This is a genomic window from Streptomyces sp. NBC_00078, assembly GCF_026343335.1.
Lineage (GTDB): Bacteria > Actinomycetota > Actinomycetes > Streptomycetales > Streptomycetaceae > Streptomyces.
Map to the genome: position 1 here is coordinate 505,943 of NZ_JAPELX010000001.1, position 20,188 is coordinate 526,130.

Sequence of the window (20,188 nt, forward strand, 5' to 3'; positions counted from 1 at the left end):
GACGGGGTGCGCGATGGCGGACGGGACGATGCTCGCGTGGTCGGTGGTGACGCCGGGGCCGGTCGAGGAGAAGGGCCTGCGACGCGTCGTGAAACCGGTGCCGGTGCCCGCCGAGGACGAACTCCTCGTGCACGTACGCGCATGCGGGGTGTGCCGGACCGATCTGCACGTCGCCGAGGGTGATCTGCCGGTGCACCGGGCGGGGGTCACGCCCGGGCACGAGGTCGTGGGCCTGGTGGCCGGGTTCGGGGCGGGGGTCGGCGGCTTCGCCGTGGGTGACCGGGTGGGCGTGGCATGGCTGCGCAGGACGGACGGCACATGTGACTACTGCGCGCGCGGGGCCGAGAACCTGTGCCCGTTCTCGCGGTACACCGGCTGGGACACGGACGGCGGCTACGCGGAGTACACCACCGTGCCCGCAGGGTTCGCATACCGACTGCCGGAGGCCGGCCCCGTCGACGAAGTGGCTCTCGCGCCGCTGCTGTGCGCCGGGATCATCGGCTACCGCGCGCTGCGGCGGGCGGCGCTGCCGCCGGGCGGACGGCTCGGTCTGTACGGGTTCGGCGGCAGTGCCCACCTGTGCGCGCAGCTGGCGCTGGCCGAGGGCGCCACGGTGCACGTCCTGACGCGCGGGGCGGCCGCACGGCGGCTGGCGCTCGATCTGGGCGCCGCCTCCGCGCAGGACGCGTACGCCATGTCGCCGGAGCCGCTGGACAGCGCGATCCTGTTCGCGCCTGCCGGGGACCTGGTACCGGTCGCACTGCGGGCCCTCGACCGCGGCGGCACCCTCTCGGTCGCCGGCATCCACCTCAGTGACACGCCGGCACTGCACTACGAGACCGAGCTGTTCTACGAGAAGCAGCTGCGCAGCGTCACCTCCAACACCCGTCAGGACGGGCGTGAGTTCCTCGCCCTCGCCGCCCGGCACGACATCCACGCGACGACCCACGCCTACCCCCTGACACAGGCCGACAGGGCACTGCGCGATCTCAAGGCGGGTCGCTTCGACGGGGCGGCGGTGCTGGTGAACGACGTGTCGTGAGGTGCGGGCGGGGCAGGTGCTGTTCGAGGCCGGGCAGCCGGTCACGGAGGCCTACCTCGTCGTGCACGGCAGGTTCACCCGCTACGCGGCGGGCGAGTACGGCGAGGAGGAGGTCATCGGGGTCGTCGCCGGCGGCGACCAGATGGGCGACGAGGCCATCGGGCAGTCCGACCCGCTGTGGCTGAGCTCGGTGCGGGCGGAGACGGCCGGTGTGCTGCTGGCGCTGCCCTGGGACGTCGTCAGGGAGTTCACCGACCGGGTGCCGTCCCTCAGGCCGCGTTCGCAAATGAGCAGGCGCGCCGGCGGGACATCGACGGCCGGGTGCGCTACCACCACCGCAACATGCTCGACACCGGCTTCACGACGGGCGCCTACGCCGCGTCGTGGAACAACGAGTCGACCATGTACGTCGAGCTGGACCAGCTGTTCGCCGAGCACTCCCGGCTGCTGCGCCGCGGCGGACGCTATGTGGTGGGTCACCGGCTGCTACAACGACACCTACGGACAGGCGTCCCGCGAGGTGTCCCTCATCAACGCCCACTACATCTGCGACATCCACCCGCGTTCGGAGTACTTCCGGGCGATGGCCCGTCACCGTCTCGTACCCGTCCATGTGGAGGACCTCACCCCGGCCACCATCCCCTACTGGGAGTTGCGCCGACGGGCCGAGCACCTGGTCACCGGCATCGAGGACACGTTTCTGACCGCGTGCAAGAACGGCAGCTTCCAGTACCTGCTGATCGCCGCGGACCGGGTCTGAGGCACCCGGCCACGTCGTAGGTACTCCCCCGCGCCGGGGCGCACGTTCCGGCGCGGGCTCCTGCGGTTTCTTCGTCAGTCCCGCATCGCACGACCCCGTGCCGGAACTCCCTCCTGGAGCGGCGGGGCAGCGAGTGGACTCACCTCTGTGTCTTCCGCCTTGGGCCGTCCTGTGCTTGCCTGGGGAGCCGTTTTCGCTTGCCGGGGCTGGAGTTGCCGTATGCGGAAGCCGTGGTTCGTGGGGGTGCTGCTGACCGGAGTGCTGCTGCTCGGAGCGTGCGGCGACCCGTCGTCCGGGCCGGAGGCGGCGCCCCCGTCCCCCACCGTGCCAGGAGCGTCCGCCACGACGACCCACCAGCGGGCACCGGTCTCCCCCGGCACGGCCGCGGTGGCACCTCGGGTGCTGTACCTCGGCGACTCGCTCGCGATGGAGGCGCAGAACGTCCTCGGGCAGCAACTCCGCGGCGACCTCGAAGCGTCGTACACGAGCGCCCCTTACTCGGGCACCACGCTGTGCGACTACCTGGAGGGGACGGGGAAGCGTTCGCTCGTTCCGGACGCGGACAAGGCGGCCGCGCTGGTCCGCTCACGGCATCCGGACTATGTGGTGCTGCAGTTCTGGGGCAACGCGTGGGGCTACACCTGGTGCATGGACGGGATCACCTACAACGCCTCGCAGCAGAGGTACTTCACGCGCTACCGGGCCGATCTGCGCCGGCTCACCGAGCAGATCGCCGCGGCCGGCGGGGACCACCCTCCGAAGATCGTGTGGGTGTTGCAGGGGCCCGACCCGATCACGCCCGACCGGGTCCGGCGCGTGAACGAGATGTACGAGCAGCAGGCCGCCGCCTCGGGCGATCTGGTCGCCGACGCGGGCGCCGCGGTGAGCCCTGCCGGGGCCCGCTACACCTGGGCCCAGTACCTGCCGTGCACCGGCTACGAGCAGGCGCACGCCGGCTACTGCACCCAGCCGGGCCGCGGCCGCACCGCCCTCCATCTCGACGCGGACTATCTGCACTTCTGCCTTGCGCCCACCACCTCCACACCGAAGCCGTGCCCGGTGCGCTCCCCCGGCATCCTGCGGATGGCCCGGGAGATCACGCGGGTGGTCGCGGACCGGGTTCGCACTCGATGAGCCGGTTCGAGGTGGCGCCGGGCCTCCGCCGTGCTCCGCCGGCCGGCGAGGTGGCGACGCCTGCGTGGGCCTCCACCTCGCAGGCGACGAACGGTCGAGGCCCATCCGCCCGCCGGGCGGGAGGTGGGCCGGCCGTCACTCTCCCTTGTAGGCCTTCTCCAGGGCGGCGATGTCGAGCTTGTGCATCTTCAGCATCGCCTGCATCGCACGGCTCGACTTCGCCGTGTCCGGGTCGCTGATCATCTCGTCGAGGCCCTCAGGGATGACCTGCCAGGACACTCCGAAGCGGTCCTTGAGCCAACCGCAGGGGCCGGGCTCGCCGCCGCCCTCGGTGAGCTTGGTCCAGTAGTGGTCGATCTCCTCCTGGTTCTGGCAGAACATCTGGAAGGAGATCGCCTCGGTGAACTTGAACTGGGGGCCGCCGTTCAGGGCGACGAACTTGTGGCCGTTGACCGTGAAGTCGACGGTCAGCACCGTGCCGGCGGGCTGCATGGCGCCCTCGGTGTAGTGGGACACCCTGCCGATGCTGGAGTTCTTGAAGACCGAGACGTAGAAGTGCGCGGCCTCCTCGGCCTGGCCGTCGAACCAGAGACACGTGGTGAATCCGTCGGTGGTCATGTGTTCTCCTCCTGGGGCGTGGTACACGGTCACTTCTGTCGACCGATCCTCACCGCGGAACTCATCGGTCGCGCCGCGAATTGATCCGGGCGGCCCCGGCACCGACCGAAAGAGGCTCACAGCCATCATGATGTCTTCGCCCGCAGGGAACGCTGAGCACGCAGACAACTCAGGCAGCACGGAGAGCACAGGGAACGCCGGGAACGCCGACGGCATTCGCCCCTTCCGTCTCGCCATCCCGCAGGGCGAGCTCGACGACCTGCACGACCGTCTCGACCGCACCCGCTGGCCGGACGAGCTGCCCGGCACCGGATGGGCGTACGGCGTACCCGTCGGCTATCTGCGCGAGCTGGCCCGGTACTGGCGCCACTCGTACGACTGGCGGGCCGCCGAGGCGCAGCTCAACCAGTGGCCGCAGTTCACGACCACGATCGACGGCTCGACCGTGCACTTCGCGCATGTCCGCTCCCCCGAGCCGGACGCCACCCCGCTGATCATCACCCACGGCTGGCCGGGGTCGATCGTCGAGTTCCTGGACGTGGTCGGACCGCTCACCGACCCCGCGGCGCACGGCGGGGACCCGGCCGACGCGTTCCACGTCGTCGTGCCGAGCATCCCCGGGTTCGGACTGTCCGGTCCCGCCGCGGACACGGGCTGGGAGGCGGGCCGGGTCGCGGACGCGTGGGCCGAACTGATGCGCCGGCTCGGTTACCAGCGGTTCGGTGCGCAGGGCGGCGACTGGGGTGCCGCCATCTCCCGCGAGCTGGGACGCGCCCACCCCGATCGGGTGACCGGCGTCCATCTCAACCTGCTGCCGGGCGGGCAGCAGGCCACCGAACCGACGCCGGAGGAGCTGGACGCACTCGGCACGGAGGAGCAGGAGCGGGCGCTGCTGTCGTGGCGCCGGTGGAGCGAGTGGTCGCGCGAGGGCACGGGATACGCCGTCCTGCAGGCCACCCGGCCGCAGACTCCGGCGTACGCGCTCACCGACTCGCCAGTGGGCCAACTCGCCTGGATCGTCGAGAAGTTCCAGGAGTGGACGGACTCGGATCTGCTGCCCGAGGAGGCCGTGGACCGGGACCGGATGCTCACGAACGTGATGCTGTACTGGCTGACCGGGACCGCGGGTTCCGCCGCCCGCATCTACTACGAGCGGGCGCACACCACGGGCCGCGCCGCCCTGCCCACCGAGCCCTCGGCCGCGCCGACCGCGCTCGCCCTCTTCCCGGCCGAGCCGCAGCTCCCGCTGCGGCACAAGGCGCAGCGCACGGAGAACCTGGTCCGCTGGACGGAGTTCGACCGGGGCGGGCACTTCCCGGCGATGGAGGAGCCGGACCTGCTGGTGGGCGATGTGCGGGCCTTCTTCCGGCAGCTGCGCGAGCAGGGCTGAGGGCGGGCTCTGCCCGTGGCGAATCTGCCGCGGGCAGAGAAACCGCATCGGGGCGCGGCCCCGGGCCAAGAGTGGAGTCGACGGCATCACCACTCGACAGGAGAGACCATGACTCCACTGACCACGCTCTCGCCCCGCGCCGAGGAGGGCGACACCCCACCCGGCCGGTTCGACGAGCATCTCGCGGCCCAACTCCTCGGCCAGCGCATCGTGTTCCTCGCCACCCAGGTCGACGAGGTGTCCGCGAACCGGGTCTGCGCGCAACTGCTCCTGCTGTCCGCCGAGGACCCGCGCACCGACATCAGCCTGTACATCAACAGCCCGGGCGGATCCGTGCACGCGGGCCTCGCCATCTACGACACGATGCGGCTGATCCCGAACGACGTCTCCACGCTCGCCATGGGCTTCGCGGCCAGCATGGGCCAGTTCCTGCTGTGCGGCGGCACGCCGGGCAAGCGGTACGCCCTGCCGAACGCGCGGATCATGATGCACCAGGGGTCGGCGGGCATCGGCGGCACCACCGCCGACATCGAGATCCAGGCGGAGAACCTGGAGCACACCAAGCGGACGATGGAGCGGCTCATCGCCGAGAACACGGGCCAGACCCCGGAGACCATCGCCCGGGACGGCGACCGCGACCGCTGGTTCACGGCCGAGGAGGCCAGGCAGTACGGCATGGTGGACCGGGTGCTGGAGTCGCTCGCCGATGTCCGCCCTGCCGCCTCGAAGCGACGGATGGGGCTGTGACATGGCGAACTACACGATTCCGTACGTCGTCGAGCGGACCGCGAACGGCGAGCGGTCCTCCGACGTGTTCAGCCGGCTGCTGTCGGAACGGATCATCTTCCTCGGCACCGAGATCGACGACGGCGTCGCCAACGTCGTCATCGCGCAACTCCTCCATCTGGAGTCGTCGGCCCCCGAGAACGAGATCGCGGTCTATCTCAACTCCCCCGGCGGCTCGTTCACTTCGCTGATGGCGATCTACGACACGATGACGTTCGTGCAGGCGCCGATCTCGACGTTCTGCGTCGGGCAGGCGGCCTCCACGGCTGCCGTACTGCTGGCCGGCGGGGATCCGGGGCGACGGTTCGTGCTGGAGCACGCGCGCGTACTCCTCGGGCAGCCGGCCAGCGGTGGCAGCCGGGGCATGATTTCCGACCTCGCTCTGCAGGCCAAGGAGATGGTCCGGATCCGCGCCCAGGTCGAGGAGGTGCTGTCTCGGCACACCCGCCAGGACATCCCGACGCTGCGCGCGGACATGGACCGCGACAAGGTGTTCACCGCCGAGGAGGCGGTGGCGTACGGACTGGCCGACGAGGTGCTGAGCCGACGCCTGGTGGCGGTCTGAGGCGCCGGCCGGGATCGGCCGTCAGGCGACCAGGCACAGTCCGTTGTACGGCGAAGTGGACGTCCGGCGGCTCCTGTTGGCCGACCGGGCAGTGATCCGGGTGAGCTCTCCCTGGGCCAGCGACAGCAGGTCGCCCAGGCCGAGCCCCAGGGCGTGGGCGGCGGCCGCGAGGACCTCCGAGGAGGCCTCCTTGCGGCCGCGCTCCACCTCGGAGAGGTACGGCATGGAGATCCGGGCCTCGTCGGCAACGTCCTTCAGGGTGCGCTCCTGGGCGAGGCGTTCGCGCCGCAGGACGTCCCCGACCAGGTCGCGCCACAGGGGCTCCCTGGGTGCTGCGGGCACGGGGGCCGTGGGGGCCGGGCGCGCGGGGAGAGGGGCGACCGGCCGCGCGCCCTGCGGGCGGCGCAGCTCAATGACTCGGGCTTCGTTCGGCGCTTGGCTGCTCACCTCCTCAGCCTAAATTCCCTCGCCCCGATGGGAAGAGATCGGCATTCTGCCCTTGGTGGAATCGCGGAGGCGAAGGATGTGGTGACGGTGCTGCGGGACACGTTCAACGAGGCTGCCGAACTGTACGACCGGGCTCGGCCGCGGTATCCCCGCGCCCTGGTCGACGAGCTGGCCCGTGCGGCCGGGCTGGGCCCGGACAGCCGGGTCCTGGAGATCGGCCCGGGTACCGGCCAGCTCACCGTCTCGCTGGCGGAGTCCGGCTGCCGTGTCATCGCGGTGGAACTGGGTGACGCGATGGCGGAAGTGGCCCGGCAGCGGCTGAGCGCCTTCCCGCGCGTGGAGGTGCGGGTGGCGGCGTTCGAGGACTGGGAGCTGCCGGAAGAGCCCTTCGACCTGGTGGTGTGCGCGACGGCCTTCCACTGGCTCGACCCGGCGGTACGGGTGGTCAAGGCGGCCGGGGCGCTGCGTCCCGGCGGGTGTCTCGCCCTCGTCGTCACCGACCACGTGGCCGGCGGCACCACGGAGTTCTTCGCGCAGGCGCAGCGCTGTTACGAGCGCTGGGATCCGGCCACACCTCCCGGGCTGCGCCTGCAGCCGGCCTCCGAAATCCCCACGGACTGCGGGGAACTGGAGAGCTCCCCGCACTTCGAGCAGGTCGTGGCGACCCGCCACACCCGGGACATCACCTACACGACCGACCAGTACATCGACGTCCTGCTCACCTACTCGGGCCACCGTGCGCTGGAGGAGACGGCACGGCAGAATCTGTTGACGTGTCTGCGCCGGCTGATCGAGACGCGGCACGGCGGAACCGTCACCAAGCGCTACCTCCACGACCTGATCGTGGCCACCCGCGTCGGAGAGTGACACCAACAGGCATGCATGCACCGGCGCAGGCCGGGTACCCGCATCACGAAGGACTCGCCGCAGACAGTACTGACGTCGCACCGTGACTTTCGTGGGAGAGGGAAAATGGACACCGCCGTGGAACGGTCGGAGGCAAAGGTTGTCGAGAAGGCCGCCGAAACCTGCACGAGTGATGGACCACTGCCGGGGATCGCACAGCCACGCTCGGTGGCTCCGCGTGACGCACGGGAACTGTCCCGCCAGTTCTTCCAGCGCCTCTCGGAACTCGAGGAGGGCACGCACGAATACCAGTACGCGCGCAACACGCTCATCGAGATGAACATCTCGCTGGTGCGGTTCGCCGCCGGACGGTTCCGGGGGCGCGGCGACGACATGGAGGACCTCGTCCAGACGGGGATGATCGGTCTGATCAAGGCGATCGACCGCTTCGAACTGTCCCGCGAGGTCGAGTTCACCTCGTTCGCCCTGCCGTACATCGTCGGCGAGATCAAGCGTTTCTTCCGCGACACCACCTGGGCGGTGCACGTGCCGCGCCGGCTGCAGGAGCTGCGGGTGGAGCTGGCCAAGGCGCGCGAGGAGCTGGCCAGCCGGCTGGACCGTGACCCCACGGTCCCCGAGCTCGCCACCTTGATGAACATCTCCGAGCAAGAGGTGATCGAGGCGCAGATAGCCTCCAACGGCTACAACTCCTCGTCGCTGGACGCCGCACTCACCGGCGACGGTCCGGAGGGCGGTGAGGCGGTGCTCGCCGACTTCATCGGTGTGGAGGAGAACGGGCTGCGGCTCGTCGAGGACTTCCAGTCGCTCGCCCCGCTCATGGCGGAACTCGGTGAACGCGACCGGCAGATCATCCACATGCGGTTCGTGGAGGAGGCCACGCAGGCGGAGATCGGTGAACGGCTCGGCTGCTCGCAGATGCATGTGTCGCGCCTGATCAAGCGGATCATCGCGCGACTGCGCGAGGGGATGCTGGGCGAACTCGACTACGCGTAAGTGACCGGCACAATCGTCTCATGACCGCCGAAGTCGTCACAGGCGACTTCGGCGGTCATTCGCCGTTCAGGGCCACCACGGCGCACACCCGCTTGCCGACCGGCACCCGCTCCACGGTCACCCTTTTCGCCAGGACGTGGACGATCTCCAGACCGTGCCGGCCGACGCGCTCGGGGTCCCGCGGGAAGCGGCGCGGCAGGGCTGCGCTGCTGTCGTAGACGCACACCGTCACCGAGACGTCCGTGCCTTCGAGTTCCAGGATGTACGGACCGTTGCTGTGCCGGTCGGCGTTGGTGACCAGCTCGCTGACCACGAGCAGCACCTCCTCCTCGGCGCGGTCCGCGATCTTGGCGCACCACTCGGTCCTGAGCTGGTCCACGAAATGCGCGGCCAAGGACCGTGCCTCGGCGATGGATCCCGGTTCGCCGGTGTAGTGCGCCGCCCGCCGTAGCGGTTCGACGGGCACGTCGAAACCAGTCGGTATCACTGCCCCGCCCACGTGCTCGATCATGCATGTCTCTCTCGGAAGCCGGCCTGGCCGGACGCTGCTGCATCTGTGCTCGTACCCCGAGCCGCGCCCGGCAGTCCCCCTTGCGGGCCGATCTGTCCGCTTCGGCGCACAGCGCCGGTGATGTGCAGGTCGGCTTCGCAGCATTTTACGCGCCGGCGGCCTGGTTCGGCGGCGTCTGGGCGATCGTCGTACCGGAGCCGAGGGGTGCCTCGGACGACGAGGCCGGAGGCGACTCGGGCTCGCTCGCCCCGGGCTCGGTGCAGGGCGGCTCGGAGCTCGGCGAGGAGGAGGACGGGGCGGTGGACGTCGGCGGGCAGGTGGTGGGGGTGCCCTGGGGGTCGTAGATCACGAAGAGCCTGGCGGCCCGTCCCTGTCCACGCCGCTTTCCTACCTGAAGAACCATCGTGTGCCCCGGTTTCGTGCCGCCCGCGAGCCGACGCGGACGGCCCTCCCGGCGGGCGGGGCGTGCGGGCGCTGCCTAGCGTGGCGAGAGTGAGCCCGCGAACCCCCTCCGCCTCCGTCGCCGCCCGCCACGGCTGGGTGCAGGCCCTCGCAGCCGTACTGGCCGCGCTGATCGCCATGGGGGCGGTCGCCGCCCTGGGACTGTGGGCGGCGGGAGCGGGCGACCTCCCGGACGGCGCGTTCCCCAGGGTCGTCGCGGCGACCGTCGTCACGGCCGTCGGCGGCACGATCGAACTCTCCGGGAACGCCGGCGCACTCGCCGAGTCGGCGGCCGGACTGACCGTGATCCCACTGTCGGTCACGCTGACCGGGGCCCTCGTCCTCGCGGCGGCGTTCCTGCGTCCGCTGCGCCACCGGGCGGTCGCCGGCGCCCCGGAGCTGGCGGGCTGGGCCGCCAGGATCGCCGCCCTGTGGCTGCTCGCGCTGCTCGGCCTGGCCTTCGGCGCCCGGCAGACCTTCTCGCTCTCCCTCGGCGAGGGGACCATCAGCGATCTCGGCGACCTGTTCGGCGTGTCCCCGAAAGTCGGCTTCCGTACGGACGTGCCGCTGACTCTGGTCTTCGGCCTGCTGTGGCCGGCCGGTGTGCTGCTGCTGGCCCTGCTGGTCTCGCGCGGGGCACCGCTGCCGGGCCGTCTGCTGCGCTTCCAGGAGTCGGTGCGGCCGGCCGCGTACGCCATGGTCGTCCTGCTGCTCGCGTTCGTCGCCCTGGGCGTCCTCATCGCGCTGGTCGTCGCGGTGACCCGTGGCCACCCCGCCGAGACCCTCGCTGTCATCCTGCTGGGCATGCCGAACCTGACCTGGCCGGTGCTCACGCTCGGGCTCGGCGCCACCTGGACCGGGCGGGTGCAGGGGCCGTTCGGGCTGCCCATGCCGCATGTGCTCGACGAGGTGCTGCGCACCAAGGACGTCTCCACGCTCAACCTTCGTACGCTCGCCGAGCACGACGGCCGGGTGTGGTGGCTCCTGGCCGTCGACGCGGTGCTGCTGCTGGCCGCCGCGTTCGTGATGGCTGCCCGCTCCCCGGCCCGGACGAAGGCCTGGCAGCACGCCCTGCGCATGGCCGTCGCCCTCACGCTGACGGTGCTCATGATCTGCCTGGTGGGCCGGATCTCCGCGCACTACGGGCTGTCCGTCCTCGGCATCGGGGACCTGGGCGGAGATCTGGGGGACCTGTCTCTGAAGCCGAAGGTGTGGACCGCGCTGGGTTTCGCCGTGCTGTGGGGGCTGGTGACCGGCTTCCTCGGTGCGCTGCTGGCAAGGCAGGTGCGGCGGCGGGGCGCGACCGAGCAGGAGTGGGAAGCGTGATGCCGTCCATGGAGTGGAGCGACACCCGGCACGCTCCTCCACGGCCTCCAGGGCATGGGAGGTGCCGGGGCCTGGCTGCGGCTCGGGAAGACCGGTTCCGCCCAGTACGGTGGCGGTTCCGGCCGCCCCTCCCCCGCACCGACCACCCGTAGGTCGCCCTCCGTCGGCGGATGGCCTGGCGCCCGGCGCGCCCGTCACGGCATGCGCAGGGCGGCGACGAATGCGAGGCGAAGTCGTGGCGGTAGTCCGGGCTCTTGGCCAGGGCCTGGGTGAACACGGCGTCGGCCCGAGGAGCGAGTTCGGGGCGGGACTCCGTCAGCCGGGCGGGCGGGTGCTGCGGTACGGCGACCAGGAAGCGGCCGTCGCCCCACGCGGACCAGCCGTCGGCGCGCACGACGTGCCCCGGTCTCCGCGCCGCTCGACGAGCTGGACCGGGAGGAGCGGGTCGAGGGGTACGGCGGGCCGCGCCGGATCGGGGGCCTCCCAGGCGGGCATGCCGTGCTGGGGGACGACGGAGGTGGGCCGGTGGCAGCCGGGGGTGGCCGTCGCGGCTCCTACTTCCGCATCACGGCGGGCTCGTGCCGACGCAGCAGCCGGGACACCGCGAAGCCGAAGACCGCCGAGAGCACCACCAGCATGGCGATGTTCAGCAGCCACACCCCGGCCGAATGCCTGAACAGCGGATCGCCGGTCAGGTCGCCGGGCAGGATCCGCGCCAGCCCGACCGTGCCTGCCATCGCGCCGAGCGCCCACCGCGAGGGCACCAGCCAGGACAGCTGCTCCAGACCCGGAACGCCGTCGAGCTTCAACAGGGCGCCGCAGAGGACGACTTGGACGATGGCCAGCAGCACCAGCAGCGGCATCGTCACCTCCTCCTTGCGCACCAGCGCGGACACCAGCAGGCCGAGCATCATCGCGGTGAACGCCAGCAGGGCGACCGCGACGGTGATTTCGACAAGGGGCGGCATCAACACGCCTTCGCCACCGGGCGCGTTGAGGTTGACGCCGAGGAGGGCCACCAGGCTCAGCACCACGGCCTGCAGCACGGTGATCGTGCCCAGCACGACGACCTTCGACATCAGGTACGCCGATCTGGACAGGCCGACGGCCCGCTCGCGCTGGTAGATGGTTCGTTCCTTGACGAGTTCGCGTACGGCGTTCGCCGCGCCGGTGAGGACTCCGCCGACGCAGAGGATGAGCAGCGCGTTCATGGCCGTCGACTGCGTCAGTTTGCTGCCGGCCAGGGCGCGGGCCATGGCGCCCATCACGAAGGGCAGGGCGATCATGATGGCGAGGAAGGTGCGGTCTGCGCCGAGCGCGGCGGCGTAGCGGCGCACCAGGGTGCCGAGTTGGGCGCCCCGGCTGCGTGGCCGGGGCGGCGCGGTGATGACGACCGGGCCCGAGCGGGACACGCGGGGCTGTGCCGTCGCCTCGCTGACGTAGTGGCGGTGGAAGGGCGAGAAGCGGAAGTCGCCCGCCCAGTCCCGGTCGTGGTCCCGTTCGAAGGACTCGAAGGCCTCCGGCCACTGCTCGAAGCCGAAGAACGCGAGGGCGTCCTCGGGCAGGCCGTAGTAGGCGATCCTGCCGCCGGGCGCGAGTACGAGGAGCCGGTCGCAGACGTCGAGGCTCAGCACGCTGTGGGTGACGACGATGACGGTCCGGCCGTCGTCGGCGAGGCCGCGCAGCATGTGCATCACCGAGCGGTCCATGCCGGGGTCCAGCCCCGAGGTCGGCTCGTCGAGGAAGAGCAGCGACGGCTTGGTCAGCAGCTCCAGGGCCACGCTGACCCGTTTGCGCTGCCCGCCGGACAGGCTGTGCACCGGTTGCCCGGCGCGTTGTTCCAGGCCCAGTTCGCGGATGACCTCGTCGACCCGGGCTCGGCGTTCGGCCTTGGCGGTGTCCTGCGGGAAGCGCAGCTCGGCGGCGTAGGACAGGGCGCTGCGGACGGTCAGCTGGGCGTGCAGGATGTCGTCCTGCGGGACCAGGCCGATGCGCTGGCGCAGTTCGGCGTAGTCGCGGTAGAGGTCACGGCCGTCGTAGAGGACGGTGCCGTGGTCGGCGGGCCGCTGGCCGGTCAGGGCGTTCAGGAGCGTGGACTTGCCGGCGCCGCTCGGGCCCACGACGGCGAGCAGGCACTTCCGCCCCACCGGGAAGGACACGTGGTCGAGGAGGGTCCTGCGGCCGCGGTCGACGGCGACCGTGAGGTCCTGGACGTCCAGGGAGACCTCGCCGGTGTCGACGTACTCCTGGAGCTGGTCGCCGACCAGGCTGAACGCCGAGTGGCCGATGCCGACGATGTCGCCGGGGCCGATCGGGGCGACGGTGACGGGCGAGCCGTTGAGGAACGTGCCGTTGTGGCTGCCCAGGTCGGCGATCTCGTACGCCCCCTTGGACCGGGCGCGCAGTTCGGCGTGCCGGCGTGAGACGACCAGGTCGTCGATGACCAGGTCGTTCTCGGGGGCGCGGCCGATGCGGACGGTGCGCGCGGGCAGCGGCCGTACGCTGGTGGGCCGCCGGAAAGTGCCGGTCACGCCCGGCATCGACACCGCGGCAGCCGCCGTGGGGTGCTCGGGGACCGGCGCCGAAGCGCGGGTCAGGACGGCGCGCGGGCCGTCGGACGGGTTGCCGAAGTGGATCACACTGCCGGGACCGACGCCCCACGCGCGGACGCGGCGGCCGTCGGCGAAGGTGCCGTTGGTGCTGTTGTCGTCCTCGAGGGTCCAGTGATCGGCGTCCGGGCGCAGCACCGCGTGGTGCCACGAGACCCTCGCATCGTCGATGACGATGTCGCTCAACGGGTCGCGTCCGACGTGGTAGTCGCGGCCCGGACTCATCACCGTGGAGCCCGCCTCGGTCTCCACGACGAGTTCGGGCGCGGACGGTGCGACCGGCCGCTCTGTCATGGACAGGATTCTACCGATTCGTCCGTATGTGCGCCTGATGCGGCAGGCGCAGCCATCGGTCAGCCGACGGGCAGGAAGAGCCCCGGGACGGTTCGCTGCATACGCAGGGCGTCGATGGACTCGGCGAGCAGCTCGTACTCGGTGGTGTCATCACTGGTCACCAGGCGCACCAGGCGTCCGGCGGCCAACTCGTATGCCACCAGCTCCTGTTGGGCGTCACTGGTGCACCACGTGCGCATTACGGTCGGCACGTCGGGCACAGTATGGGCGACCGGCACGAGCGAACTCGCCGGGAAGTGCTCCGCCTCCGGCTGCGGATCGAGGCGATCGGCGATCCAGTTCGCGCGATCGCGCAGCCACCACAGGGCGAGGGCGAGCGTCGGGGCCCGATACGTGCCTAAAGGCACCCCTATACGCTCGCCTCCGCAGACGCCGTACGCCGTGACGTGGCATAAGAACTCGTCGTGCACGTTCTCTCCCCCGCTGCTCGTTCGCCTCTCGGCTGTCCTCACTTTCGATGCGGCTCATGTGCTGTGCGTGACGGCGACTTCGCTCGCCGTGAAGTTCCACAGTGTTGAGTATGTTCACTACTGAAACACTGTCACCATGACTTTCCGGCCAGTCTCCTGGCATATTCGCCAGGCCAGTTGGCCGAATTCCGGTGAGCGCCGCCATTACCCGAGGAGTAATCGACGGTGCGCGGCGCCGCGGGCATGGTGGGCGTACCGATTCGCCGGAGCGCGAATCCGGGACCTGACCAGCAATGACCACCTCGATGGAGGCTGATCGCCATGCCCGCGAACACCAACCGTTACGAAAGCGCCGTCGCCCGTTACTTCGAGGCTTGGAACGCCGGCGAGCCCGAGGAGCTGGCCAAGGCGGTGGCCGCCGCCTGGACGCCGGACGGCAGTTACACCGACCCGCTCGCCGACGTCGGCGGGCACGAGGAGATCGCCGCCCTGATCGCGGCGGCGCATGAGCAGTTCCCGGGGTTCGCCTTCCGGCAGACCGGCGCAGTGGACGGCCATCACGACACAGCGCGCTTCTCCTGGGAACTGGTCAGCGAGGCCGGAGGAGGCGCCGCGCCGGTCGCCGGCTTCGACGTGATCACGCTGGAGGCGGACGGCCGGATCCGGTCCGTGCTCGGTTTTCTGGACCGGGTGCCCGCCGGGGCCTGAGTTCCGCGATGAGTTTCCCCGCTCGCGGCGGTCTGCAGAAGTACCAGGCCACCGCGAGCGAAGGAGCCACCATGACCACGATCACCAAGCTGGACGAGGAGTTCACCGCCGTCCTGCGCAAGAGCGCGGAGGACCGCGGCTGGACCTATCTCGTCTGGCCGGGGAGCGCCGAGTTCTTCGGCACCCGGGGACTCGTCAAGGTCCGCGGCACGATCGACGGACACCCCTTCCGCAGCTCGTTCATGCCCCTGGGGGACGGCACGCACAAGCTGCCGGTGAAAGCCGACATCCGCAGGGCCATCGGGAAGGGCGAGGGCGACACGGTCACCGTGCGCCTGGAGGAACGGCTCAGCTCCTGACGGCCGGCCCGGCTCCCGGCGGCGTCCCGACAGCGCCGGGTGTGCGGTGCCTACAGCCGCCGGCCGGTCTCGGCTGCGTCCACCGCGGTACGAGGACGCGCAGACGCCCGGCGTACTTCCCGCACCGCCGGTCCGGAGGCGGCTGCCCGCCTCCGGCAGATCAGCGAGCGCCCTACCGCGTGACGATCGCGTCGATGCGGGCCAGTTCCTCGGCATCGAAGTCCAGGTTCCGAGTGGCCGCGACGCTGTCCTCGATCTGCTGCGGGCTGCTCGCGCCGACCAGTGCGGAGGTCACCCGGCCGCCGCGCAGCACCCAGGCCAGGGCGAGTTGGGCCAGGGTCTGGCCACGGCCCTTGGCGATCTCGTCGAGTGCGCGCAGCTTGCCCACCAGGTCCTCGGTGACCGCGTCCGAGTTCAGGAAGGGGCTGTCGCTCGCCGCTCGCGAGCCCTCCGGAATGCCGTCGAGGTAGCGGGAGGAGAGCAGACCCTGCTCCAGCGGCGAGAAGACGATCGAGCCGACCTGCAGCTCGTCGAGGGCGTCCAGCAGGCCCCCGTCCTCGGGGCGGCGGTCCAGCATCGAGTAGCGCGGCTGATGGATGAGCAGCGGGGTGCCCAGCTCGCCGAGGATGCGGGCGGCCTCCCGGGTCTGCTCCGCCGAGTAGTTGGAGATGCCGACGTAGAGCGCCTTGCCCTGCTGGACCGCCGAGTGCAGGGCACCCATCGTCTCCTCAAGGGGAGTCTCCGGGTCCGGCCGGTGCGAGTAGAAGATGTCGACGTAGTCCAGGCCCATCCGCTTCAGGCTCTGGTCCAGCGAGGACAGCAGGTACTTGCGCGAGCCCCACTCGCCGTACGGCCCGGGCCACATCAGGTAGCCGGCCTTTGTGGAGATCACCAGCTCGTCGCGGTAGTCAGCGAAGTCCGCCTGCAGCGCCTCGCCGAGTGCGGACTCGGCGGCGCCGGGCGGCGGGCCGTAGTTGTTGGCCAGGTCGAAGTGGGTGACGCCGAGGTCGAAGGCACGGCGCAGGATGGCCCGCTGGGTCTCGACGGGGCGGTCGGGGCCGAAGTTGTGCCACAGGCCGAGCGAGATCGCGGGAAGCTTCAGGCCGCTGCGTCCGGTGCGCCGGTAGGGCAGGTCCGCGTAGCGGTCGGGGTGTGCGGTGTACAACGCGACTCCAGAGGGGTTGGCGCAAATGTCCGGTTTCTGCAACGGGTGGGAAACCATCACCCACTCTTTCGCGGCCTGCGGGCAGTGGTCCAACAGGAGAATCCGATGGAACTCAGCGGATAGTCTTCTCAATCATGGAACTGCGCCATCTCCAGCACTTCGTCGCCGTCGCCGAGGACCAGCACTTCACCCGGGCGGCGGAACGGCTGATGGTGTCCCAGTCGGGCCTGTCGGCCTCGATCCGGGCGCTGGAGCGGGAGTTGCAGACCCCCCTGTTCGTGCGGACGACACGCCGTGTGACTCTCACGGAGGCCGGGCGCGCGCTGCTGGGCGAGGCGGAGCGGATCCTGGCCCAGGTACGGTCCGCGCACGAGGCGGTCGCGGCCGTGCAGGGCGTGCTGCGCGGCACGCTCGCGCTGGGCACCGAGCAGTGCATCGCGGGAGTGCGTGTGGCGGGTCTGCTCGCCGCTTTCCGGCGGTGCCACCCGGACGTGGAGATACGGCTGCGGCAGGCGGGCTCGGGCGCGCTGGCGGAGGAGGTCGCGGCCGGACGCCTGGACCTGGCCTTCGCCTACCGGACCCAGGCCGACACCGACCAGCTGCGCTCGGTGTCGCTGACCGCCGAACCGATGACCGTGCTGTGCCACCCGAACCACCGTCTGGCGACCGGCGGTGCGGCGGTCACGCCGGACGACCTCGGCGGCGAGGTCTTCGTGGACTTCCACCCGGACTGGGGTCCGCGCCGCACGACCGACGCGGCCTTCGCCGCAGCGGGCGTACGGCGCACGGTCGCGCTGGAGGTCAACGACGTGCACAGCCTGCTGGACCTGGTGGACGAGAACCTCGGCATCGCCGTCGTGCCCCGCCACTTCCGGCACAAGCGCGAGGCGCTGACCGCCCTGCCGGTGAAGGGCACGGGCGAGAGGGTCTACGAGACGGTGGCGCTGCTTCCGCCGCAGCAGGCGACCAGTCCGGCGGCCCGGGCGCTGATGGCACTTCTGGAACAGGGGACGCAGGACGGGGTGTGATGCGCGATGGTGGATGCATGCATGCCAAGGACATCCTCATCGACGCGTTCAACCGCATCCAGGAAGAACTCCACGCCGCCGTCGAAGGCCTGGGCCCGGACGCCCTCAACGCCCGCCCCTCCGACGACGCCAACTCCGTGGCCTGGCTGGTCTGGCATCTCACCCGCGTCCAAGACGACCACATCGCCGACGCCTTCGGTCTCGACCAGGTGTGGCTCACACAGGACTGGGAGAAGCGCTTCGGGCTGGACCTGCCGCGCCACGACACGGGCTACGGGCACAGCTCCGCGCAGGTCGCCAAGGTGCGGGTCGACTCCGGCGACCTGCTGACCGGCTATTACGACGCCGTCCACGAGCAGAGCCTCGGCGTCCTGCGCGAGGTGGCGGCGGGGGACCTGGAGCGCGTCGTCGACGAACGCTGGGATCCGCCGGTCACCCTGGGTGTGCGGCTGGTCAGTGTCCTGTCCGACGAGCTCCAGCACGTCGGACAGGCCGCCTACGTACGGGGGCTGGTTCAGAGCGCCGCTGCGTAGCCCGGCAGGACGACGTCCTCGATGAGGGCCCTGCGCTCGTCGAACGGGATGAACGCGCTCTTCAGTGCGTTCACCGTCACCGCGCGCAGGTCCTCGACCGTCCAGTCCGCCTGCTCCACCAGCAGGGACATCTCACGGGTCATCGTCGTGCCCGACACCAGACGGTTGTCGGTGTTGAGGGTGACACGGAAGCCGAGGTCCTTCAGGGCCGTGATCGGGTGCTCGGCGATCGACGCCGCGGCGCCCGTCTGGAGGTTTGACGTCGGGCACATCTCCAGGGCGATCCGGCGATCCCTGATCCAGCCCGCGAGCCGGCCGAGCTTGCCGGCCGCGAGGTCGGGGATGTCCTCGGTGATGCGCACGCCGTGGCCGATGCGCTGGGCGCCGCACACCTGGAGCGCCTGGTGGATGCTGGGCAGGCCGTGCGCCTCACCTGCGTGGATGGTGAACGGGACGTTCTCGCGGCGCAGGTGCTCGAAGGCGTCGAGGTGGTCGGCGGGCGGGAAGCCGTCCTCCGCGCCTGCGATGTCGAAGCCGATGACACCGGCGTCCCGGAAGGCGACGGCGAGATCGGCGGCCTCGCGCACACGGTCGAACATCCGCATGCCGCACAGGAGGGTGCCGACCCGGACCGGGGTGCCGGCCGCGGCCGCCTTCGCCATGCCCGCCGCGAGCCCTTCCTGGACGGTCTCGACGACCTCGGGGAGGGTCAGCCCGCCGTTGGTGTTCAGCTCGGGGGCGTAGCGCACCTCGCCGTACACGACGCCGTCCGCGGCCAGGTCGAGCACGTACTCCTCGGCCGTGCGCAGCAGGCCCTCGCGGGTCTGCATGACAGCGAGCGTGTGCTCGAAGGTGGCTATGTAGCGCACCAGGTCGCCGGAGTTGGCGGCCTCGAAGTACCAGGCGGCGAGCTCGTCCGGGTCGGTGGTGGGCAGGCTGTGGCCGACCGCGTCCGCGAGTTCCACCACGGTGGCGGGGCGCAGGCCGCCGTCGAGGTGGTCGTGCAGGACGGCCTTGGGCAGCCGACGGAGAACAGCGGGGTCTACGCGCGTAGCGGTCATGGTGCGTCTTTCCTGGGCGGGGCGAGCGGGGTGATGGAGGGTATCGGTCAGTCGGCGGGCTGGAGCAGGTCCCAGCGGTTGCCGTACAGGTCCTGGAAGACGGCGACCGAGCCGTACGGCTCATGCCGGGGCTCCTCCAGGAAGGTCACGCCGGCGGCGAGCATACGGGCGTGGTCGCGGGCGAAGTCGTCGGTGTGCAGGAAGAACCCGACGCGCCCGCCGGTCTGGTCCCCGATCCGGCCGCGCTGCGCCTCGTCCTTGGCCCGGGCGAGCAGCAGGCCGGCGCCCTGTCCGCCGGCGCCGGGCTCGACGACGACCCAGCGGGAGCCGTCCGGGCGGGGCGCGTCCTCGACGAGCCGGAATCCGAGGGCCTCGGTGTAGAAGCGGATCGCCTCGTCATAGTCGTCGACGACGAGGGTGACCAGGGCGACGCGTCTCATCGGTGCCTTCCGGAAGGGGGGATTGACGGGAGAGGTTATACGTAAAACGCACCTGACGCCAGTCACATCCGGACCTAGGACCCGCGTACGAGCCGAGGCCGGACTCAGGACCGACGCGCGGGCCGGCGTCGACCGGCTAGCGTTCCGGCCATGAAGATCGACACGCCGCCGCGCGACCCCCGAGAGCGCAGGCAGGACGTCCTGCACCGGCTGGAGAAGGAGATCGACATCTGGGTGGCCTCGGCGGACGCCGACGGGCTGCCGTCCCTGGTCCCGCTCTGGTTCGTGTGGCACGCCCAGTCCGTGTGGCTGGCGACCCGTACGACGAATCCGACCGGCCGCAATCTGCGGGACGGCCGGCGGGCCCGGCTGGCGTTCGGAGACACCCGGGACGTGGTGCTCATCGACGGGCACGTCGAGACCAGCACCCTGCGGGAGGTGCCGAGCGCGGCGGCCGAGGCGTTCCTCGCCAAGACGGGCTGGGATCCCCGGCAGGACAGCGCTACATACGCCTTCTTTCGCGTGCGCCCCTACGCGGTCCAGGCCTGGCACGAACAACACGAGCTGCCCAGGCGGCATCTCATGAGGGACGGCGCCTGGGTGGCCTGAGGCGGCCGCAGGCGTCGTGGCCGGCCCGAGGC

Annotated in this window: 22 protein-coding genes and 3 pseudogenes; 16 read left to right on the forward strand and 9 right to left on the reverse strand. The window is 71.0% G+C overall.

Features of this window, described 5'->3' with window-relative positions; translation table 11 throughout:
• Positions 1 to 28: 28 nt before the first annotated feature.
• From OOK07_RS02335 to OOK07_RS02350, 4 genes and pseudogenes are all read left to right on the forward strand, one after another.
• The gene (locus tag OOK07_RS02335) at positions 29 to 1,042 is read left to right on the forward strand and encodes a zinc-binding alcohol dehydrogenase family protein (RefSeq protein ID WP_266801872.1); all 1,014 of its coding nucleotides are present in this window, start codon (positions 29 to 31) and stop codon (positions 1,040 to 1,042) included.
• Positions 1,038 to 1,313: pseudogene (locus OOK07_RS02340) on the forward strand (Crp/Fnr family transcriptional regulator); the annotation flags it as partial. The gene OOK07_RS02335 and the pseudogene OOK07_RS02340, both read left to right, overlap by 5 nt.
• Positions 1,313 to 1,802, forward strand: a pseudogene (locus tag OOK07_RS02345) (SAM-dependent methyltransferase); the annotation flags it as partial. The pseudogenes OOK07_RS02340 and OOK07_RS02345, both read left to right, overlap by 1 nt.
• A gap of 219 nt (positions 1,803 to 2,021) precedes the next feature.
• Positions 2,022 to 2,936: an SGNH/GDSL hydrolase family protein gene (locus tag OOK07_RS02350; RefSeq protein WP_266794820.1), complete on the forward strand. Its 915-nt coding sequence runs from the start codon at positions 2,022 to 2,024 to the stop codon at positions 2,934 to 2,936.
• Between the two features lie 135 nt (positions 2,937 to 3,071).
• On the opposite strand, the gene OOK07_RS02355 is transcribed toward OOK07_RS02350, so the two are convergent.
• A complete protein-coding gene (locus OOK07_RS02355; RefSeq protein WP_266794821.1) occupies positions 3,072 to 3,554 on the reverse strand; it encodes a VOC family protein in 483 nt (160 codons plus the stop codon).
• Positions 3,555 to 3,684: 130 nt separating this feature from the next.
• Between OOK07_RS02355 and OOK07_RS02360 the strand changes: the two genes are divergently transcribed.
• The 3 genes from OOK07_RS02360 (at position 3,685) to OOK07_RS02370 (ending at position 6,295) form a co-directional block, all read left to right on the forward strand.
• Positions 3,685 to 4,944 (forward strand): epoxide hydrolase family protein, encoded by a 1,260-nt coding sequence (locus OOK07_RS02360; RefSeq protein ID WP_406313269.1) that lies wholly within the window; start codon positions 3,685 to 3,687, stop codon positions 4,942 to 4,944.
• Positions 4,945 to 5,052: 108 nt separating this feature from the next.
• Positions 5,053 to 5,691: a ClpP family protease gene (locus OOK07_RS02365; protein WP_266676377.1), complete on the forward strand. Its 639-nt coding sequence runs from the start codon at positions 5,053 to 5,055 to the stop codon at positions 5,689 to 5,691.
• Position 5,692: 1 nt separating this feature from the next.
• Positions 5,693 to 6,295, forward strand: coding sequence for a ClpP family protease (locus OOK07_RS02370; protein WP_266676379.1), 603 nt, complete (start codon positions 5,693 to 5,695; stop codon positions 6,293 to 6,295).
• 21 nt (positions 6,296 to 6,316) lie between these two features.
• Here OOK07_RS02370 and OOK07_RS02375 read toward each other — a convergent pair whose 3' ends face one another.
• Positions 6,317 to 6,742, reverse strand: a complete 426-nt coding sequence (locus OOK07_RS02375) for a helix-turn-helix domain-containing protein (protein ID WP_266676381.1) — start codon at positions 6,740 to 6,742, stop codon at positions 6,317 to 6,319.
• Between the two features lie 87 nt (positions 6,743 to 6,829).
• Between OOK07_RS02375 and OOK07_RS02380 the strand changes: the two genes are divergently transcribed.
• Together OOK07_RS02380 and OOK07_RS02385 are read left to right on the forward strand one after the other, a co-directional pair.
• Entirely contained in the window at positions 6,830 to 7,609 is a 780-nt protein-coding gene (locus OOK07_RS02380) for a class I SAM-dependent methyltransferase (protein ID WP_266801873.1), read from the forward strand.
• 105 nt (positions 7,610 to 7,714) lie between these two features.
• On the forward strand, positions 7,715 to 8,602 hold the full coding sequence (locus tag OOK07_RS02385; RefSeq protein ID WP_266676383.1) for an RNA polymerase sigma factor SigF: 888 nt from the start codon (positions 7,715 to 7,717) through the stop codon (positions 8,600 to 8,602).
• A gap of 55 nt (positions 8,603 to 8,657) precedes the next feature.
• Here OOK07_RS02385 and OOK07_RS02390 read toward each other — a convergent pair whose 3' ends face one another.
• Positions 8,658 to 9,113, reverse strand: coding sequence for an ATP-binding protein (locus tag OOK07_RS02390; protein ID WP_266676385.1), 456 nt, complete (start codon positions 9,111 to 9,113; stop codon positions 8,658 to 8,660).
• Between the two features lie 2 nt (positions 9,114 to 9,115).
• Here OOK07_RS02390 and OOK07_RS02395 point away from each other — a divergent pair, with 2 nt between their 5' ends.
• Both OOK07_RS02395 and OOK07_RS02400 read left to right on the forward strand, forming a co-directional pair.
• Positions 9,116 to 9,457 (forward strand): hypothetical protein, encoded by a 342-nt coding sequence (locus OOK07_RS02395; protein WP_266794823.1) that lies wholly within the window; start codon positions 9,116 to 9,118, stop codon positions 9,455 to 9,457.
• 148 nt (positions 9,458 to 9,605) lie between these two features.
• The gene (locus tag OOK07_RS02400) at positions 9,606 to 10,880 is read left to right on the forward strand and encodes a streptophobe family protein (protein WP_266794824.1); all 1,275 of its coding nucleotides are present in this window, start codon (positions 9,606 to 9,608) and stop codon (positions 10,878 to 10,880) included.
• A 274-nt stretch (positions 10,881 to 11,154) separates the two neighbouring features.
• Here the strand turns inward: OOK07_RS02400 and OOK07_RS43600 are convergent.
• From OOK07_RS43600 to OOK07_RS02410, 3 genes and pseudogenes are all read right to left on the reverse strand, one after another.
• A pseudogene (locus OOK07_RS43600) lies at positions 11,155 to 11,375 on the reverse strand (hypothetical protein); the annotation flags it as partial.
• 59 nt (positions 11,376 to 11,434) lie between these two features.
• Positions 11,435 to 13,783: an ABC transporter ATP-binding protein/permease gene (locus tag OOK07_RS02405; protein WP_266794825.1), complete on the reverse strand. Its 2,349-nt coding sequence runs from the start codon at positions 13,781 to 13,783 to the stop codon at positions 11,435 to 11,437.
• Between the two features lie 59 nt (positions 13,784 to 13,842).
• Positions 13,843 to 14,253, reverse strand: coding sequence for a hypothetical protein (locus tag OOK07_RS02410; protein ID WP_266676393.1), 411 nt, complete (start codon positions 14,251 to 14,253; stop codon positions 13,843 to 13,845).
• A 321-nt stretch (positions 14,254 to 14,574) separates the two neighbouring features.
• Between OOK07_RS02410 and OOK07_RS02415 the strand changes: the two genes are divergently transcribed.
• Positions 14,575 to 14,961 carry a nuclear transport factor 2 family protein gene (locus OOK07_RS02415; RefSeq protein WP_266794826.1) on the forward strand — a complete coding sequence of 129 codons (387 nt, stop codon included), beginning with the start codon at positions 14,575 to 14,577 and terminating at the stop codon, positions 14,959 to 14,961.
• A 71-nt stretch (positions 14,962 to 15,032) separates the two neighbouring features.
• A complete protein-coding gene (locus OOK07_RS02420) occupies positions 15,033 to 15,320 on the forward strand; it encodes a DUF1905 domain-containing protein (protein WP_266801874.1) in 288 nt (95 codons plus the stop codon).
• Positions 15,321 to 15,492: 172 nt separating this feature from the next.
• Here OOK07_RS02420 and mgrA read toward each other — a convergent pair whose 3' ends face one another.
• Entirely contained in the window at positions 15,493 to 16,485 is a 993-nt protein-coding gene (gene mgrA / locus OOK07_RS02425) for an L-glyceraldehyde 3-phosphate reductase (protein ID WP_266676399.1), read from the reverse strand.
• A gap of 134 nt (positions 16,486 to 16,619) precedes the next feature.
• Here mgrA and OOK07_RS02430 point away from each other — a divergent pair, with 134 nt between their 5' ends.
• Together OOK07_RS02430 and OOK07_RS02435 are read left to right on the forward strand one after the other, a co-directional pair.
• Positions 16,620 to 17,513, forward strand: a complete 894-nt coding sequence (locus tag OOK07_RS02430) for a LysR family transcriptional regulator (protein WP_266676401.1) — start codon at positions 16,620 to 16,622, stop codon at positions 17,511 to 17,513.
• A gap of 17 nt (positions 17,514 to 17,530) precedes the next feature.
• On the forward strand, positions 17,531 to 18,046 hold the full coding sequence (locus OOK07_RS02435) for a mycothiol transferase (protein ID WP_266794827.1): 516 nt from the start codon (positions 17,531 to 17,533) through the stop codon (positions 18,044 to 18,046).
• On the opposite strand, the gene OOK07_RS02440 is transcribed toward OOK07_RS02435, so the two are convergent.
• Together OOK07_RS02440 and OOK07_RS02445 are read right to left on the reverse strand one after the other, a co-directional pair.
• On the reverse strand, positions 18,028 to 19,107 hold the full coding sequence (locus tag OOK07_RS02440; protein WP_266676405.1) for an adenosine deaminase: 1,080 nt from the start codon (positions 19,105 to 19,107) through the stop codon (positions 18,028 to 18,030). The two genes, OOK07_RS02435 and OOK07_RS02440, sit on opposite strands and share 19 nt — an antisense overlap.
• 47 nt (positions 19,108 to 19,154) lie before the next feature.
• Positions 19,155 to 19,547 (reverse strand): VOC family protein, encoded by a 393-nt coding sequence (locus OOK07_RS02445; RefSeq protein ID WP_266794828.1) that lies wholly within the window; start codon positions 19,545 to 19,547, stop codon positions 19,155 to 19,157.
• A gap of 150 nt (positions 19,548 to 19,697) precedes the next feature.
• Between OOK07_RS02445 and OOK07_RS02450 the strand changes: the two genes are divergently transcribed.
• On the forward strand, positions 19,698 to 20,156 hold the full coding sequence (locus tag OOK07_RS02450) for a pyridoxamine 5'-phosphate oxidase family protein (protein ID WP_266794829.1): 459 nt from the start codon (positions 19,698 to 19,700) through the stop codon (positions 20,154 to 20,156).
• The last annotated feature ends 32 nt before the right edge of the window (positions 20,157 to 20,188 follow it).

What these genes read in the sequence shown, in the direction of transcription:
- OOK07_RS02370 (WP_266676379.1), top strand. Translation starts at nt 5,693, where the DNA reads ATGGCGAACTACACGATTCCGTACGTCGTCGAGCGGACCGCGAACGGC.
- OOK07_RS02405 (WP_266794825.1), bottom strand. Translation starts at nt 13,783, where the DNA reads ATGACAGAGCGGCCGGTCGCACCGTCCGCGCCCGAACTCGTCGTGGAG.
- OOK07_RS02450 (WP_266794829.1), top strand. Translation starts at nt 19,698, where the DNA reads ATGAAGATCGACACGCCGCCGCGCGACCCCCGAGAGCGCAGGCAGGAC.
- OOK07_RS02420 (WP_266801874.1), top strand. Translation starts at nt 15,033, where the DNA reads ATGACCACGATCACCAAGCTGGACGAGGAGTTCACCGCCGTCCTGCGC.
- OOK07_RS02390 (WP_266676385.1), bottom strand. Translation starts at nt 9,113, where the DNA reads ATGATCGAGCACGTGGGCGGGGCAGTGATACCGACTGGTTTCGACGTG.
- OOK07_RS02350 (WP_266794820.1), top strand. Translation starts at nt 2,022, where the DNA reads ATGCGGAAGCCGTGGTTCGTGGGGGTGCTGCTGACCGGAGTGCTGCTG.
- OOK07_RS02335 (WP_266801872.1), top strand. Translation starts at nt 29, where the DNA reads ATGCTCGCGTGGTCGGTGGTGACGCCGGGGCCGGTCGAGGAGAAGGGC.
- OOK07_RS02360 (WP_406313269.1), top strand. Translation starts at nt 3,685, where the DNA reads ATGTCTTCGCCCGCAGGGAACGCTGAGCACGCAGACAACTCAGGCAGC.
- OOK07_RS02365 (WP_266676377.1), top strand. Translation starts at nt 5,053, where the DNA reads ATGACTCCACTGACCACGCTCTCGCCCCGCGCCGAGGAGGGCGACACC.
- OOK07_RS02440 (WP_266676405.1), bottom strand. Translation starts at nt 19,107, where the DNA reads ATGACCGCTACGCGCGTAGACCCCGCTGTTCTCCGTCGGCTGCCCAAG.
- OOK07_RS02445 (WP_266794828.1), bottom strand. Translation starts at nt 19,547, where the DNA reads ATGAGACGCGTCGCCCTGGTCACCCTCGTCGTCGACGACTATGACGAG.
- OOK07_RS02435 (WP_266794827.1), top strand. Translation starts at nt 17,531, where the DNA reads ATGCATGCCAAGGACATCCTCATCGACGCGTTCAACCGCATCCAGGAA.
- OOK07_RS02355 (WP_266794821.1), bottom strand. Translation starts at nt 3,554, where the DNA reads ATGACCACCGACGGATTCACCACGTGTCTCTGGTTCGACGGCCAGGCC.
- OOK07_RS02430 (WP_266676401.1), top strand. Translation starts at nt 16,620, where the DNA reads ATGGAACTGCGCCATCTCCAGCACTTCGTCGCCGTCGCCGAGGACCAG.
- OOK07_RS02385 (WP_266676383.1), top strand. Translation starts at nt 7,715, where the DNA reads ATGGACACCGCCGTGGAACGGTCGGAGGCAAAGGTTGTCGAGAAGGCC.
- OOK07_RS02395 (WP_266794823.1), top strand. Translation starts at nt 9,116, where the DNA reads ATGTCTCTCTCGGAAGCCGGCCTGGCCGGACGCTGCTGCATCTGTGCT.
- OOK07_RS02415 (WP_266794826.1), top strand. Translation starts at nt 14,575, where the DNA reads ATGCCCGCGAACACCAACCGTTACGAAAGCGCCGTCGCCCGTTACTTC.